Origin of the sequence: Cardinium endosymbiont of Oedothorax gibbosus, assembly GCF_936981045.1 — a bacterium.
In the GTDB taxonomy this organism is placed as follows: domain Bacteria; phylum Bacteroidota; class Bacteroidia; order Cytophagales; family Amoebophilaceae; genus Cardinium.
Window position 1 is genome coordinate 434444 of sequence record NZ_OW441264.1, and the last position, 17272, is coordinate 451715.

Sequence of the window (17272 nt, forward strand, 5' to 3'; positions counted from 1 at the left end):
CAATCCTTAAATAGACGCCAGTGCTCATATTCCGCACCAGGATCATAGATAAATTTTAATTTAATCTTTTGTAAACTAATTGGATTGAATTTTTCTGTCATTAGTTTACTAATGTATTCGAATGTTAAAAGAAGAACAAATTATAGGCAGCTTAGTCCTAGATCATTTAGGATTAATTTCCAGTGTAATAGATAAAATTGGATCGATCCAAAAAATAGATGAATGCCTTCCAGTCTCACAAGAAAAAGGAGCTAAAGCAACGATGGGAGAGCGGGTCACTGCCATGATACTCAATGGGCTAGGATTTATGGACAATCGACTTTATATGTTTCCAGAATTCTTATCTAATAAACCTGTAGATAAGTTATTTAGGCCTGATATTACAGCAGAAATGTTTAATGATGACGCTTTAGGGCGTTGTCTAGACGCTATTGCGGAATATAGTCTAACCAAACTTTTTTCCCAAATCGCATTCCAGATTGGTACACAATTTAATCTATTAGGTAAAACAGCACGTTTAGATACTACTACCTTAACTGTATTTGGTGATTATGAGCAATCGGCTGCAAATAATCCTGCTTCACCAGGTGCAGATGATTTTAAGATTACCTATGGTTATTCCAAGGAAGGCAGACCGAACTTAAAACAGATGGTTCTCAACTTGGCTACCACAGGTGCAGGTGCCTTTCTTATCTGGATGGAAGCACATAATGGAAACGCTTCTGATAAGATCATTCTGCAACATGCAGCTAAACGTATGAAAGAATTTTGTAAGCAACTCAAGGCTGCCCCTGCCTTTCTATTTGTAGGCGATAGCGCTATGTATGAAAAGTGTGTAGCGGATAATCCAGCTATCCATTGGCTTTCAAAAGTTCCTGCTAAGCTTAATCAAGCTAAAGCCTACTTACAAACACCTAATGAGGCCATTACTTGGCAAGTAATAGAGAACGGATGTAAGATTACTTCCTCTAAACAGTTGTATAAGGGCCTAGAGCAGCGTTGGTTATTGGTATACTCAGCACAGGCTTATGCCTCAGAAATAGCTATCCTAGATCGACATATTGAACAAGAATACCTTAACACACTTAAAAATATTGATCGATTTGAAAATCAGTTGTTCTTTTGGAAAGCTGATGGGGAAAAAGCACTTGCTTTACTCAGTAAACCATTGAGATACTATGATTTAGCCGTCACACAAGTGGAAGAAGTTACCCAATATAGTGGACAAGGAAGACCTAAAAAGGATACCAAACCTACTGTCATAGGTTATAAATTACGTACGAGACTAGTTGCTAATGAGTGCAGAATAGCTGTATTGCGTTCCCAACAGGGGCGATTTATTTTGGCTACTAATCAGCTAGATAACAAGGCTTTAAGTGATCAGGAAATGTTCCAGGAGGATAAGGATCAGCATAAAACAGAACAAGCGTTTCGATTTATTAAAGGTAATGCCTTCGAGGTATCCTCTGTCTTTCTAAAAAAAGAGAGTCGTATACAAGCCCTGATGATGATTATAACGCTATGTTTAATGGTATATAACGTAAGTTCGGGATTTATTTTACTGATTTACAACAATTTAATATCAATTATTTAGTTAATATTTGCACCTATTTAACAAGTTTTTATATCTAATTTTATAAATATAATATATATAATAAACTGATTATCAGAATTATTTATTATTCAACTACCTATTTAACTGTCTATAAAACAAATTTTATAAATTTTCATTGATATTGATTATCAAATGAAAAAATAATCTAATCCCGAACTTACGTTGCAAAGTTTAGATGCTATAATAAATTCCTAAAGAAGTCTGATGTTGATGCGGAATATGAGCAGTGGCTAAACAGGCACCTATTTTTTGTTTTTATAATACTTTGCGATGCATTTTCCCTTACAATCATTAAATAGTTTCAAGATTCCAGCATTTTCAGCTGATTATATTCAGTTTAATAGTCTAAAAGACATAGAGGATTTTTGTGCTGCAGTAAATGTAATACAAAGTCATTTTTACATCTTAGGTGGTGGCAGCAATACACTATTTACGAGAGACTTTCCTGGCTACATACTTCATGTTCAACTACCTGGTATGGAAGTAATAGAAGAAACGTTCCATAAAGTCCTGATTAAGGCAGCGGCAGGTGTGCCTTGGCATCAACTTGTCCTATTCTGTATAACAAAGGGGTATGGGGGCATAGAAAACCTATCATTTATTCCGGGTACGGTTGGTGGCGCGCCTATACAAAATATAGGCGCATATGGTATAGAACTTAAAGATGTACTGGATACTATTGAGGCAATCGAATTAGCAACTGGAAAAAAAACAATTTTTAAACCTTCAGCATGTGGCTTTGGGTATAGAACAAGCTTTTTCAAGACAAAATGGCAAAATCAGTATTTAATTACAGGTATTACGCTAGCATTACATAAAGAGAAAAAATTTTCTATAGAATATGAAGCCATCCAAAACATGCTAATAAAAATGGAGATTAAGCAATTGTCATTTAAAGCAATAAGTGATGCCATTATTGCCATTCGAAAACAAAAACTACCAGATCCTGCTATTTTGGGTAATTCAGGTAGCTTTTTTGAGAATCCTTTGATATCTATGGCACACTATCAATGGCTTAAGCAGCAATATCCCTCACTAATTGCTTTCAGCACACAAAATAAAGAACAGATAAAAATCTCAGCAGCCTGGCTGATAGAAAGGGCAGGTTTTAAAGGCCTACGTCAAGGAAATGCAGGTATCTATCCGTTACATGCACTTATACTCGTAAACTATGGAGGAGCTACTGGTAAAGATATTATAGATCTAGCTACCCAAATCAAACAAAAAGTAAAAAATCAGTTTAATATCACGCTCATACCGGAAGTTAACATTGTAGGAGACGTGGTTGAATAATCAACCAAGAATTACCAAGCAATACCAGATCTGTAGGTTTTATCTACATTACTGGAAGTGTTCAATGAACTGTGTCGGTTCTGTCGCTTCTATATTTTCGTTAGTAACGTCTTTTCTTTTAAGTGAAGTTTTGGATATATATTGGTTATTATTCGGCCATTAGCATAACAAAATTCTCAAAAGTAGAAAGATGATTTTTAGCTCCGATTACTTGTCCTTTTTGAATCATAGGAATGTTTTCTATCCCTGCAATGGTCTAGAGTAAAGAAATGGTTGGACCACTTAAAATTAAGCATATCTATTGCTTCTGATTGCTCGCAATACAGTAGCTGACTAACTTGATTCTTCATTGTTTACCCATTCCCTTCTCATCCCAAGGTGCGTTCAGTTTTCCCGAATACGGCGGTCCGATAGTCTTCTTCATAAACCTTGCACAACTCTCTCAGGATACTTAATACGTGAGTTCGGGATTATATTATTTTTTCATTTGATAATCAATATTAATAAAAATTTATAAAATTTGTTTTATAGACAGTTAAATAGGTAGTTGAATAACAAATAATTATGATAATCAGTTTATTATATATATTATATTTATAAAATTAGATATAAAAACTTGTTAAATAGGTGCAAATATTAACTAAATAATTGATATTAAATTGTTGTAAATCAATCAAATAAATCCCGAACTCACGTTAGAATGAAATTACTGTAAATGAACATAATAAGACTTAAAATTTCTAAAACCAATCACATGAAAGGCAATAAGAACAGTCATTATTTCACTCAAAGTTAATGAACAAGTTCTAGTGGGTTTTCTTTTAGAGTTAGTTAACAGTTGTTTTTCCATATACGGCATAAACTTTATGAGAAATTCATCAACAGCATAATATATTTCAACTAACTTTTCTACATTCATAACTGGCTCCTTTGGATAATCTGGTTAGTATTTTTTTATCTCCAAATTTAAAACACAAAGGAGCTTTTTAAAGCTATTTTTTAACAAGCTAATCCCGAACTCAGGTTAATATTTCGCCCAAATTATTACCTTATTTTAAAGGCTATTGTTCTTCAGCAGAAGTCATTCTGTTATTTGTCTAGATGAAGTGTCGTTTTTCCTTGAGCTATAGAGATTTGGAAGAGATAATGGGTATGAGAGGCGCAAGAGTTGATCATTCTACGCTACAGAGATGGGTTATTAAGTTTGTTCCTCTTATAGATGAAGCAGTAAGCAAAAGAAAACGACCAGTTGGTGGTAGTTGGAGAATGGATGAAACCTATGTTAAACTAAACGGGAAATAGATCTATTTATATAGAGCAGTAGATCGTTATGGTGATACAGTTGACTTTTTTCTATCTGAGCATAGAGACAAGTCTGCAGCTTTTTCTTTTTTTCGTAAGGCGATCACAGAAAATAATATTCCTAACCTCAGTTCGGGATTAGACGTATTGTGAACCAGTCATATATATATTAGTTATAGAAGGTTTTTTCTCTTTTAGTGCATAAGCTGTAATTCCAGCTATCAAATTGACTAGAAAATTAGGTATGCTTCTATTCCTGGAATGTTCTATCTGGCTAATATTTTTGAGCTGATCTATAATAGTTTCAATTATAGATCGTTTTCTAAGCATCAGTTTATCCCAAAGTGGCATAAAAGCATTTTTCATATTTTTTCTGATTTGGGTAATGAGTTCCACGCCTTTCTCGATCAGTTTTTCAAATAAATCTTTGCTTATGTAACCTTTATCGGCAAACATTTTACCCATGAAGTGTTTACATAAATTTTCTACAGGAAGCCTATCATTAGTTTTACCTGTGGTCAGTTGAAAATTCATAATTTCTCCTAAATCATTGACTATCAAGTGCAACTTTAATCCAAAAAACCAACCGATGCTGGTTTTACCTTTAGTAGCAATCGATTTAAAAACCCTGTGCGTATAGGCTCTTTTGATATGGCAAACCTTGATGGCTGTTGCATCCATAAAATAACAATCTGTTTTTGTCTTAGCAAGACTTTGTGTAAAACAGTACAAGGGAACTAACGTTCTTTGGATCAGTTCTATAAATCTATTCTAGCTTACTAATTTTCCAAATTTACTAGAATGAAATTGCTGTAAATGAATATAATAAGACTTAAAATTTCTAAAACCAATCACATGAAAGGCAATAAGAACAGTCATTATTTCACTCAAAGTTAATGAACAAGTTCTAGTGGGTTTTCTTTTAGAGTTGGTTAACAGTTGTTTTTCCATATACGGCATAAACTTTATGAGAAATTCATCAACAGCATAATATATTTCAACTAATTTTTCTACATTCATAACTGGCTCCTTTGGATAATCTGGTTAGTATTTTTTTATCTCCAAATTTAAAACACAAAGAAGCTTTTTAAAGCTATTTTTTAACAAGCTAATCCCGAACTCAGGTTTATAACGTCAGTTCGGGATTTATTTGACTGATTTACAACAATTTAATATCAATTATTTAGTTAATATTTACACCTATTTAACAAGTTTTTATATCTAATTTTATAAATATAATATATATAATAAACTGATTATCAGAATTATTTATTATTCAACTACCCATTTAACTGTCTATAAAACAAATTTTATAAATTTTTATTAATATTGATTATCAAATGAAAAAATAATCTAATCCCGAACTCACGTTTATAGAAATTGCATAATAAAGATTGTTAGATATAAATCCAAAAAAATAGAAAAAGTATACCACTTTTTACGGTTCTGTCGCGTTTATTCTAAAAAATCATTTAGTATCTTCAGTTAAAAAAGTAGTTATTATGTTTAATATTTCGCCCAAATTATTACCTTATTTTAAGGGCTATTGTTCTTCAGCAGAAGTCATCCTGTTATTTGTTTAGATGAAGTGTCGTTTTTCCTTGAGCTATAGAGATTTGGAAGATATGATGCGTGTGAGAGGCGCAAGAGTTGATCATTCTACGCTACAAAGATGGGTTATTAAGTTTGTTCCTCTTATAGATGAAGCAGTAAGCAAAAGAAAACGACCAGTTGGTGGTAGTTAGAGAATGGATGAGACCTAACGGGAAGTAGATCTATTTATATAGAGTAGTAGATCGTTATGGTGATACAGTTGACTTTTTTCTATCTGAGCATAGAGACAAGTCTGCAGCTTTTTCTTTTTTTCGTAAGGCGATCACAGAAAATAATATTCCTAAGAAAGTAGTAATTGACAAAAATGGTAATAACCCGAGTTCGGGATTAGCTTGTTAAAAAATAGCTTTAAAAAGCTTCTTTGTGTTTTAAATTTGGAGATAAAAAAATACTAACCAGATTATCCAAAGGAGCCAGTTATGAATGTAGAAAAATTAGTTGAAATATATTATGCTGTTGATGAATTTCTCATAAAGTTTATGCCGTATATGGAAAAACAACTGTTAACCAACTCTAAAAGAAAACCCACTAGAACTTGTTCATTAACTTTGAGTGAAATAATGACTGTTCTTATTGCCTTTCATGTGATTGGTTTTAGAAATTTTAAGTCTTATTATATTCATTTACAGCAATTTCATTCTAGTAAATTTGGAAAATTAGTAAGCTAGAATAGATTTATAGAACTGATCCAAAGAACGTTAGTTCCCTTGTACTGTTTTACACAAAGTCTTTCTAAAACAAAAACAGATTGTTATTTTGTGGATGCAACAGCCATCAAGGTTTGCCATATCAAAAGAGCCTATACGCACAGGGTTTTTAAATCGATTGCTACTAAAGGTAAAACCAGCATCGGTTGGTTTTTTGGATTAAAGTTGCACTTGATAGTCAATGATTTAGGAGAAATTATGAATTTTCAACTGACCACAGGTAAAACTAATGATAGGCTTCCTGTAGAAAATTTATGTAAACACTTCATGGGTAAAATGTTTGCCGATAAAGGTTACATAAGCAAAGATTTATTTGAAAAACTGATCGAGAAAGGCGTGGAACTCATTACCCAGATCAGAAAAAATATGAAAAATGCTTTTATGCCACTCTGGGATAAACTGATGCTTAGAAAACGATCTATAATTGAAACTATTATAGATCATCTCAAAAATATTAGCCAGATAGAACATTCCAGGCATAGAAGCATACCTAATTTTCTAGTCAATTTGATAGCTGGAATTACAGCTTATGCACTAAAAGAGAAAAAACCTTCTATAACTAATATATATATGACTGGTTCACAATACGTCTAATCCCGAACTGAGGTTTTAAGTATTTTTTTTGCGTTATTTAACGCTTTTTTTTATGGCCTGCTTTAATATGCCCCTGTTTATAGTGGGAGCTTTTTTGGTATTAACCTTGGTGGCAGGTATTTATTTTAGTAGCAAAGCAACCACCTTTCGAGAGTATGCAGTAGGGCATAAACAATTTGCTACGGCTACTTTAGTGGTTACGGTATTGGCTGCATATTATGGTGCAGGAGGGTCGATTCGTAATGTACAATATGTCTATAAACTTGGTCTTTTTTGGATCATTCTTGGTCTGTTTGTGAATAGTTTCAGCATATGGCTCTTTAGTCGATTGATGTTACGTATGGGGCCATTTATGCAAAACCTTTCTATTGCAGAGACGATGGGTAATGTCTATGGCAAGTACCCAAGGATTATTACAGCTCTGGTTTGTATTGGTCAGTCTATTGTTGGCATTACTATGCAAATTATCGCAATGGTCCAAGCCATTAGCATGTGTGTAGATCTAGATTTGTTTTATGCCCAAATGGTCACCATTTTTGCTGCCTTAATCTTTATTTTCTATTCTATTTTTGGAGGTGTGCATACAGTTACCATTACACATATATTGCAGTTTTTGATCTTTACTATAATTATTCCATTTTTAGCTTGTTTTGTGCTAAAAAAAACAGGTAAATCTGTTATAGAAGTGGTTTCTTTACTACAAACGCAAGAAAAATTTCAGTTTAGTAGTCTATGCCATTTTGATACTAATCTAGTACGTATGATTACAATGTGTTTATGTATTATGGTTCCTGATATAGGGTCATCTGCAATTATGCAAAGGGTCTATATGTCTTCTGAAGCTAATCAAGCAAAAGAGGTCTTTATTATATGTCAGTTTGTTTAGTTTTTTCATTACCGGTTTTATAGTTCTAATGGGTCTATTTGTTTTTGTAGATGGTGGAGCAGCCTTACCCATCGAGTCTATTTGGAATCATATAATGACTAATATTTCACCTGTTTTTAGGGGGGTGGTTTGTAGTAGTTTATTAGCTATGGCAATGTCTACAGCTGACTCTTGCTTAAACGCTTGTTCCGTTATAGTTAGTTATGATATTTTGGCAAGCCTACAAAAGGAAAACAAAATTCCTGATGCGCATCAACTTAACATAGCTAGATGGGCCACCCTAGTAGTGGGCTTATACAGTATGTTTTTGGCTTTTTATTGCAAGGATCTCTTGGAATTGTTGCTGCTAGGTTTTGCTTTTTCTCTTCCAATAATCACTGCTCCAGCTTTGTTAGCTATTTTTGGCTCGAGGTACTTCCCGTACAGCTTTAATTGGCATGGCTACCGGTATACTATCCATATTAGCTTGGAACCAATGGGTGCAACCGGTAACAGAGATAGATGGGTCTTTTATTTGTATGTTAGCCAATGGTTTGGCTATGATGACTGCCCACTATCTACTGAAACAGCCGAAAATTGCAGGTTGGGTGAGTCCGGATTACCCGTTTAAACAAATGCAACAAGCGCAAGCGCGCGGAACAAAAAGAAGCCATTAAAAATGGTTGGGCCAATAGAAAAAGTACTTTGAACAAGCTGATAACCAGTGATACTGCCTACTTTTTGATCAAGCAAAAATTAGCTATGCACTACCTTTCTTTTTTTTGATTTTTATCTAAAAATTCATACCTTATAAGAAGGCGGTGCTACCGCTATAATATTTTTTAACTGTTTCCTTTATGATCTGCTTGGATGTGCCTCTATTTATGGTGTCGGCTTTTTTGGTATTAACCTTGGTGGTAGGTATTTATTTTAGTAGAAAAAAAACCACCTTTCGAGAATATGCGGTAGGGAATAAACAGTTTGCTACGGCTACCTTGGTGGCTACCGTGTTGGCTACTTGGTATGAAGGGGGTGGGTTGGTACGTAATGTAGAGTGTATTTATGACCTTGGCTTGTGGTTTATAGGCGTTTTGCTTTTAGTTCCTTTTGGTATGTGGACTATTAGCAAGTTATCCTTACGTATGGGCCCATTTATGCAGCACCTTTCTATAGCAGAGACGATGGGTAGTATCTATGGTAAATATCCAAAATTTATTACTGTTTTAGTTGGCATTTGTCGTAGCATCATTGTAATTACTTCTCAAATCATCATAATGTCCCAGGCTATTAGCATGTATGTGACCTTAGTTAACCCCTATGTAATACCTGTTTTTTCTACCTTACTTCTTATTTTTTATGCTACCTTTGGGGGTATTCGTGCCGTTACCTTTACAGATATATTGCAATTTGTAACCTTTTCTATTATTATTCCTCTTCTGGCTTGGTTTATGTTTCTAAAAGTAGGCAAACCAGTTGCTGCAATTGTTCCTATGCTACAGATCCACACTAAGTTTCAAATTAGTAACCTATTCCTTTGTAATACCCAACTAGCCAGTATAGTACTACTGTTGCTAGCTGATATACCGAGTAATATAGTAGATCCCGCTCTTATGCAGCGGGTATATATGGCTTCTAGTCCCATTCAGGCTCAAAAGGTTTTTTCGTATGCTACTACGTTTGCCATTATTATTCAAGTTTTTATAGTTTTAATTGGTCTATTTACTTTTATAGGAGCACCAGATTTGCTGAAAGAAAGAATTTGGGATTATATAATCGCCCATATCCCCCCTCTTTTTAAAGGATTTTTGGCGATTAGTTTACTAGCTATGGCGATGTCTACAGCTGATTCTTGTTTAAATGCTTCTGCTGTTATGGTCGGTCATGATATCGCGAAAAGCCTAAAAAAGCAAGAGGAGATTGATGATGTAGCTCAACTTAAGATAGCCAGGTGGACCACACTAACGGTAGGGCTATTGGCTATGATGGTAACTTTTAAGTGTAGAGATCTGCTAAGATTAATGTATTGGTCCCTTAACTGCAAGGTGCCTATACTAGCTGCTCCCTTTATTTTAGCTGTTTTGGGTTTTCGGGGTACTGCCCGAACGGCTTTAGTAGGTATGACTACAGGCGTACTTACTATTTTAGCCTGGAATAAATGGGTTGAGCCTTCAACAAGTATAGATGGTTCTTTTATCGCTATGGTAGCCAATGGCCTAGCGATGATGGCTGCTCACTATTTCTTAAAACAACCGGAAGATGCTGGGTGGGTTGGTCCAGATTATGAGTTTCAACAAATGCAACAAGCGCAAGCGCGCAAGAGAGCGGAACAAAAAGAAACCATTAAAAATGCTTGGGCCAATAGAAAAACCATATTGGCTAAGTTAGTGCCCAGCCATACTACGATGATATATGTAGGATTCTATACTACCATCACTAGTTTGTTGGCTTATTCTATAGTGCGTATTACGCATCATGGCTTTTGGCTTATACTTCAACTCTTTGTAGCAGCTTATTTTTTAGGTTATCCATTGCTCTATGCTATCTCGAAAAAAATAAGAGCGATTCCAAGCTGGTTTATTGGCCTATGTTGGCTAGTATGGTTAGCGGTTTATTTTCCTTTAAATCTGGTTGGGCACTGGTGGCATCTGGTGGATCGAATTTTTACCGCATCCTTATCTTTGACCCATTGTGCTGTAATCTTATGGCTGTTGCCGCTCTATCTGGGTATAGGGGTTGTAGCCGTTACTGCATTAGTAGCTATTTATCCTATTGTTGGTGGATTGTCTTCCCCAATATTATCTTCGCTATTCCCACTATTTATAGCCAGTCTACTGGTATTTTCGATTATTATTTCACTTAGGGCCAACCTAGGTGATTATATAACGCAAGTTCTTTACCTAAAAAATCAAGAAAAGATCAGAGACTCCCAACGCATAAAAGCCTTCCTGTATGATGCAGCTATAGCGCCCGCTACTACGGTTGATAAGGCCAAAGGTTATGGTTCTATTTTAGCGCAAGTGATTCGTAAAATTGAGGAATCTATCTCTTTTTTAGATAACGATACACCTCTTTATAAGCAAGATTTTCAGAGTATTATCAATAAGCTCTATGAATGGGTAGCCTATTTCAATAGAAGTGCAAAAGCCAAAAAACATGCATTGCTACAGCCTGCTAAAATTACTTTCGATAAGCTGATCCGTAAGGTGGAAGTGGCTTTGTCCCAAGAGGTCACTGATCCGCCTAGGCTACTGGTAGAAAAAATAAAAGATCCTAACGGAGCGCCATCTTCCTATATTGTATGCGATATCAACCAGGTCGTCTATGTATTGGTTCAGAGTGTTTTGTGGGTTGGTAAGCTAGAAGGCGCCCATGCACCTGTTGTGCGCATACAACTGCATCCTACTGCTTTACAGTTTAAGCAAGCAGATCCTATTGACGGTAGCCATCCTGTATACTTGCTTTTCCAAGCTACCGCTCTGGTAGTAAGTCAGGCTACTACTGCTGCTGAGGTGCTGCCCAAAGTGAAAGCACTCTATGATGATGAGATGGATGCTATGGACCCTAAAGGGCAGCAGGAAGGGGCACCATCCATAGACCTTCAGCGGGAAACCATATCTACTATTGTTGGGGCCCACTATGGCTATTTGGAAGTCCCTAGTGACCAAAAGAGACTCACTATGCTACTGGTACTGCCTAATGATGTCACGCAGATACTTAATAAAATGACTGCTGGACTACCAATAGATTGCCTAATCTCTAAAGGCCCTGTTACCCCTAAGGAGCAAGCAGATTCCATGATGGCATTAATGCATTTCCATGATTATGTTTGCCAATCCTCTCATGAAGATGATCCTATTGATATAAAAACAATTTCTGGTTTGCTTTTATTGTTGCGGAAACATTTTGGCTTTAAACGGCATGCTTCGGGCCAGTTGTTTTATGTGCGGGCGGTAGGGATTGCTGAATTAGTGGTAGAATGGGTTTTTCACTCTCCTAAAGTAATTTATGCTACTTTGCTCTATGAGTTGGTACGTCATACCTGTTTACCGCTTTCTTATGTCAAGAAACATTATAATTTAGGTGTTTATGCTTTTGTATTGAATGTGGTAAAAATAGATAAACGGAAAGAATTAGATCATCTTTCTTTATTGCATGTTCAGAACCGATTGGAAGCAGCGATTAAAGAAGAGCATGTACAGCTTTCTGTGCTCTTTATCAAACTAGCCGAGCGGATTTATGACCTACGCCATGCATCAGGTTATCTTCATCTAACAGAAGTGCACCATATGGCGCAAGAAACCCTGGCCATAGATGTGCAGATAGCCAACACATACTTAGGACCAGAAATAGGAGTAGCATTAGAAGAAGCAGCTAAACAGGCGCTAGAAATTTGTGAAGATGCCAGTAAAGCTAAAGATACAGAAAAGGATAAAGATAGTTAGTTAGTTATATTTTATCTAGGCGATTGCTTAACTTTTATATCTGTTTAGCCATCCGGTAGCCCTTAAAACAAATGAAGCAACTAAGGAATTCCGACTAGGTTCTATAAGAGTTATGTATTTTGCAGCGTGTATTCTGCTTATACATTTGGCATTGCGCCTAAACGAATGAAATAAGCTATGAAAAAAACTACCCATAATACAGATTGAACCTTTCAACATATTTTTAGTGTCACACCCTCTGCCCATCACATACCCCTAAAGCTTCAATGCTTAAGTTAGCGCTATAATCTGAAGCGATCGTGTCCTTTTTAGAGATGATTGGTTATATTGCAACTGATCAACTACTCAAATCAACCGTTATGATTCAAAAAGAACAAGTCATAGAGGCCATTAAACAAGTTTATGATCCAGAAATACCAGTAGATATCTATGAATTAGGGCTTATTTATGAAATAACTATTTTGCCACTCAATAATATTGAAATCTTAATGACACTTACTTCTCCTAATTGTCCAGCAGCAGATATTATACCTAGCCAAGTGGAAGAAAAAATTAAAGCAATAGAGGGGGTACACCAAGTAAAGGTGCATGTTACTTTTGAGCCGCCTTATACAATAGAACGCATGTCTGAAGCAGCTAAACTAGAATTGGGATTTGCTTAATTTTGTCCTACTTGGGGAATCCTATTTTATCTTTACTTTTGTTTATTCAATGGCCCAAAATAATTATAAAATTCAACCAGATGCGCCTAAAAAAAGCGCTTCATCGAAGCCGTTTATATTAGATCAACGTACTCAAATAACCATTGGATTTTTTCTACAGGGGGTTAGCATTTGTCTAGCCCTTGCCTTCTTCTCTCATTTGATTCATGGCATTAAAGATCAGCATATTATTGAGTCCTTTCGAAGACTAGGTGTAAAAGCATCTAGTCTGGTCATTTCTAACTGGTTAGGTTTTACGGGAGCTTTTGTAAGCTATTATTGTATACATGTATGGTTGGGCATCACTGCATTTATCTTTTTGCCTTTTCTATTTTTGACTGGCATAAAAATGGTCACACAAAAGATTTGGCCTAATCTTTCCTTATTAAAAGTTATGATAGCTTCTATTTTTCTTGTATTATGGTCCAATATTTTATTGGGCTATCTATACACACTCTACCCAACCGCTATCCTACTGGCTGGCCACCTAGGAGGCGCCAGTTATGCCCTTGGCACCTTGTTTAAAGGGCTGTTAGGCTATGGTACTTTTATCTTGCTTTTTATCACCTTGATTATCTTTGTTGTAGTATGCTTTAATGTAACTTCGTTACCGAAGATGCATCTATTTGTACACAAAAATACAAAAAAGGATGATACATGCTTTGTCCATCAGGACGATAATAGGGCTAGTGACCCACTTGACTCAGAAAGTGAGCCACCATCTAGTAAAAAAAAAACGAATAAAATAGAAATCGTAAGTGAACCTACAGATGCAGCCCATACAAGCGACCAAACCAGTGTAGAAATTACTCACAAAAGCAATGTAGACTTTGAAGTAGTTGCTCCCCAGCCACCCCCTAAAAACTTGTCCAAAGCGTCTCCCTCTGCTGCTCCCTTAACGATGCCCCATATGCGAAGCGAAAACTACGATCCAACCTTAGATCTATCTAACTATAAATATCCCCCTTTAGATCTATTAGAACGGTATGAACAAGAACAACTATCTGTTACACAGGAAGAGTTGGCTATAAATAAAAACAATATTGTACAAACCTTACAAAACTTTAAGATCAATATAGCTAAAATAAAAGCTACTATTGGCCCTACTGTTACCCTTTATGAAATTGTACCCGAAGCAGGGGTAAAGATTTCCAAGATAAAGAATCTTGAAGACGATATTGCACTAAACCTAGCTGCGTTAGGTATTCGTATCATTGCCCCCATACCAGGCAAAGGCACTATTGGTATTGAAGTACCCAATAAAAATAGAGAAGTCGTACCACTTCAGGAGATGCTTGCCTCTGAAAAGTTTTTAAAAGGGAAGATGGATTTACCAATTGTATTGGGTAAAAGCATCTCGAACGAGCTGTTTATTGCAGATTTAGGCCGTATGCCGCATCTACTTATTGCAGGTGCTACCGGGCAAGGCAAATCTGTGGGGCTCAATGTATTACTGACCTCTTTGATTTATAAAAAGCATCCCTCCCAATTAAAACTGGTATTGGTAGATCCGAAAAAGGTAGAACTTTCCTTATACAATAGATTAGAACGTCACTTTCTAGCCAAATTACCGATCAGTGAAGAACCCATTATTACAGAAACCAAAAAAGTAATCCATACGCTTAATTCTTTATGCATTGAAATGGACCACCGCTATGAACTATTAAAGGAAGCGGGTACACGCAATATTAAGGAATACAATGAAAAGTTTATAAAAAGAATATTGAACCCTCAAGAAGGCCATCGGTTTTTACCCTATATTGTATTGGTTATAGATGAATTTGCTGATATGATGATGACAGCAGGAAAGGAAATAGAAGTACCCATTGCACGGCTGGCCCAATTGGCACGTGCCATTGGGATCCATCTTGTTCTGGCTACACAAAGACCCTCTGTAAATGTGATTACAGGTATTATCAAGGCCAACTTTCCGGCTAGGATTTCCTACAAAGTAAGTTCACGGATTGATTCTAGAACCATTTTAGATGCAAGTGGTGCAGAACAACTAGTAGGAAATGGTGATATGTTGCTCTCTATGAACTCTGATATTATTCGATTACAAACTCCCTTTTTAGATACAGCAGAAGTAGAACGTGTTTGTAGCTATATTGGTGCACAACAAGGCTACCCATCTGCCTACATGCTACCTACTTATGATCAGGAAGACAAAGAGGATAACGTGGCAGTAGATTTACAAGCAGCAGATCCCTTATTTGAAGAAGCAGCAAGACTGATTATACTGCATCAACAAGGCAGTACTTCTTTGCTCCAGCGAAAGCTGAAACTAGGCTATAACCGCTCCGGAAGACTTATAGACCAATTGGAAGCTGCAGGCATTGTAGGCCCCTTTGAGGGGAGTAAAGCTAGAGAAGTTTTGGTACCAGATGAAGCTAGTTTAAATGAAATCTTAGACAGGTTGCCACACAAAGACTAAACGCCAAGTGGCCCCTATGTTAGGGTCTTTGTAGAACCATGTTAAAGGCAAAAAACTTAATCTAAGGTTAGATTGGGAGGTTCTGTCGCGTTTATTCTAAAAAATCATTTTAGTATCTGTAGTTAAAAAAGTAGTTATTATGTTTAATATTTCGCCCAAATTATTACCTTATTTTAAGGGTTATTGTTCTTCAGCAGAAGTCATCCTGTTATTTGTCTAGATGAAGTGTCGTTTTTCCTTGAGCTATAGAGATTTGGAAGATATGATGCGTATGAGAGGCGCAAGAGTTGATCGTTCTACGCTACAAAGATGGGTTATTAGTTTGTTCCTCTTAATAGATGAAGCAGTAAGCAAAAGAAAACGACCAGTTGGTGGTAGTTGGAGAATGGATGAGACCTATATTAAACTAAACGGGAAGTGGATCTATTTATATAGAGCAGTAGATCGTTATGGTGATACAGTTGACTTTTTTCTATCTGAGCATAGAGACAAGTCTGCAGCTTTTTCTTTTTTTCGTAAGGCGATCACAGAAAATAATATTCCTAAGAAAGTAGTAATTGACAAAAGCGGTAGTAATAAAGCTGCCCTTGATACGATCAATACAGAACTTGATCAAGATCATACTATTCAAATATTTCAAAACAAATACTTGAATAATAGAGTTGAACAAGATCATAGGTTTATCAAAAAACGGCTAAAACCTATGCTTAGTTTTAAGTGTTTTAAGTCTGCAGCCATTGCACGCCGGCACAGGTGTGCAACAAATGGGGTGTAAGTCCCCTGACTCTAATTTGTCTATTTCGGGAGTCTAGCAGGAGGTTGGATTTGTGGGGTGATTCACAGGTTTAAGTTACCTTTAAATGCATCTGCAAAATAGCGGGCTGCAACAAAAGTGAACCTAAATTAGCCTCGTTAAGCCGTTTAAGCGCATTTGCCGACTATCTAGTGGCTACAGGAAGGCTGATAGTAGGATGGAAAAAATAGACCATGACCATCATACAAGTGCCGGGGTGTTAGGGGTTGCACGCTATGAATGTTTCACATCGTAGTCCGGGAGATCTGATATGAATCCAGTAGGCCACTGGAAACTTTATTGTATAAGTAAAGCGAAATCAATAAGGGTGATATCAGAAGTCCGCGGGGTCTATAATACCGTTCGTATTGATTGGGAAACCACTCAAGAGGAAAGGGACCCTACTTCAGTTAACGAGTTTAAAAGAGTTGAGAATGTCTGATTGCCCTAAAGCTATGAACGGAACATTAAAAGTTCAGCAACTCCAAAGAACTCTATATCTCAAATCCAAGCAATGTAAGGAAGTCAGATTTTATAGTATATGATAAAATTTATCTAAAAGATGTACTTTGGGAAGCTTGGCGTCAAGTCAAAGCAAATCAAGGCTCAGCAGGGATTGATGGTAAAAGCATAAGTGATATATTAACGTGAGTTCGGGATTTATTTTACTGATTTACAACAATTTAATATCAATTATTTAGTTAATATTTGCACCTATTTAACAAGTTTTTATATCTAATTTTATAAATATAATATATATAATAAACTGATTATCAGAATTATTTGTTATTCAACTACCTATTTAACTGTCTATAAAACAAATTTTATAAATTTTTATTAATATTGATTATCAAATGAAAAAATAATCTAATCCCGAACTCACGTTATAATAGATCAAGGTGAGGCAAAGAT

Annotated in this window: 6 protein-coding genes and 8 pseudogenes; 11 read left to right on the forward strand and 3 right to left on the reverse strand. The window is 35.8% G+C overall.

Translation table 11 applies throughout. The features are described from left to right. Positions 1-121: 121 nt before the first annotated feature. Both NBW36_RS01950 and murB read left to right on the forward strand, forming a co-directional pair. Positions 122-1546 (forward strand): annotated as a pseudogene (locus NBW36_RS01950) (IS1634 family transposase); the annotation flags it as partial. Between the two features lie 339 nt (positions 1547-1885). After that, a complete protein-coding gene (gene murB / locus NBW36_RS01955) occupies positions 1886-2908 on the forward strand; it encodes a UDP-N-acetylmuramate dehydrogenase (RefSeq protein ID WP_250238790.1) in 1023 nt (340 codons plus the stop codon). Positions 2909-3056: 148 nt separating this feature from the next. Here murB and NBW36_RS01960 read toward each other — a convergent pair. Continuing rightward, positions 3057-3164, reverse strand: a pseudogene (locus NBW36_RS01960) (IS6 family transposase); the annotation flags it as partial. Between the two features lie 453 nt (positions 3165-3617). Continuing rightward, positions 3618-3827: pseudogene (locus NBW36_RS01965) on the reverse strand (IS982 family transposase); the annotation flags it as partial. Positions 3828-3937: 110 nt separating this feature from the next. On the opposite strand from NBW36_RS01965, the pseudogene NBW36_RS01970 reads away from it, so the two are divergent. Continuing rightward, positions 3938-4336 (forward strand): annotated as a pseudogene (locus NBW36_RS01970) (IS6 family transposase); the annotation flags it as partial. Positions 4337-4348: 12 nt separating this feature from the next. Here the strand turns inward: NBW36_RS01970 and NBW36_RS01975 are convergent. Next, positions 4349-5230 (reverse strand): annotated as a pseudogene (locus NBW36_RS01975) (IS982 family transposase). 482 nt (positions 5231-5712) lie between these two features. On the opposite strand from NBW36_RS01975, the pseudogene NBW36_RS01980 reads away from it, so the two are divergent. The 8 genes and pseudogenes from NBW36_RS01980 to NBW36_RS02015 form a co-directional block, all read left to right on the forward strand. Continuing rightward, positions 5713-6148: pseudogene (locus NBW36_RS01980) on the forward strand (IS6 family transposase); the annotation flags it as partial. Between the two features lie 95 nt (positions 6149-6243). After that, a pseudogene (locus NBW36_RS01985) lies at positions 6244-7125 on the forward strand (IS982 family transposase). A gap of 67 nt (positions 7126-7192) precedes the next feature. Further along, the gene (locus tag NBW36_RS01990) at positions 7193-8011 is read left to right on the forward strand and encodes an SLC5/6 family protein (RefSeq protein ID WP_250238794.1); all 819 of its coding nucleotides are present in this window, start codon (positions 7193-7195) and stop codon (positions 8009-8011) included. 28 nt (positions 8012-8039) lie between these two features. Continuing rightward, complete coding sequence (locus tag NBW36_RS01995; RefSeq protein ID WP_250238796.1) at positions 8040-8621, forward strand: sodium:solute symporter family transporter; 582 nt, start codon at positions 8040-8042, stop codon at positions 8619-8621. A gap of 226 nt (positions 8622-8847) precedes the next feature. Then, positions 8848-12432 (forward strand): sodium:solute symporter family transporter, encoded by a 3585-nt coding sequence (locus NBW36_RS02000; RefSeq protein ID WP_250238799.1) that lies wholly within the window; start codon positions 8848-8850, stop codon positions 12430-12432. A gap of 359 nt (positions 12433-12791) precedes the next feature. Then, a complete protein-coding gene (locus tag NBW36_RS02005; protein ID WP_250239078.1) occupies positions 12792-13094 on the forward strand; it encodes an iron-sulfur cluster assembly protein in 303 nt (100 codons plus the stop codon). Positions 13095-13143: 49 nt separating this feature from the next. Next, positions 13144-15567, forward strand: a complete 2424-nt coding sequence (locus tag NBW36_RS02010) for an FtsK/SpoIIIE family DNA translocase (protein WP_250238802.1) — start codon at positions 13144-13146, stop codon at positions 15565-15567. A gap of 139 nt (positions 15568-15706) precedes the next feature. Beyond that, positions 15707-16306 (forward strand): annotated as a pseudogene (locus tag NBW36_RS02015) (IS6 family transposase); the annotation flags it as partial. Positions 16307-17272 lie beyond the last annotated feature (966 nt).

Bases quoted from the DNA above. Each gene is read 5' to 3' on its own strand.
- murB (WP_250238790.1), top strand. From the start codon at position 1,886: ATGCATTTTCCCTTACAATCATTAAATAGTTTCAAGATTCCAGCATTT.
- NBW36_RS01990 (WP_250238794.1), top strand. From the start codon at position 7,193: ATGCCCCTGTTTATAGTGGGAGCTTTTTTGGTATTAACCTTGGTGGCA.
- NBW36_RS01995 (WP_250238796.1), top strand. From the start codon at position 8,040: ATGGGTCTATTTGTTTTTGTAGATGGTGGAGCAGCCTTACCCATCGAG.
- NBW36_RS02000 (WP_250238799.1), top strand. From the start codon at position 8,848: ATGATCTGCTTGGATGTGCCTCTATTTATGGTGTCGGCTTTTTTGGTA.
- NBW36_RS02005 (WP_250239078.1), top strand. From the start codon at position 12,792: ATGATTCAAAAAGAACAAGTCATAGAGGCCATTAAACAAGTTTATGAT.
- NBW36_RS02010 (WP_250238802.1), top strand. From the start codon at position 13,144: ATGGCCCAAAATAATTATAAAATTCAACCAGATGCGCCTAAAAAAAGC.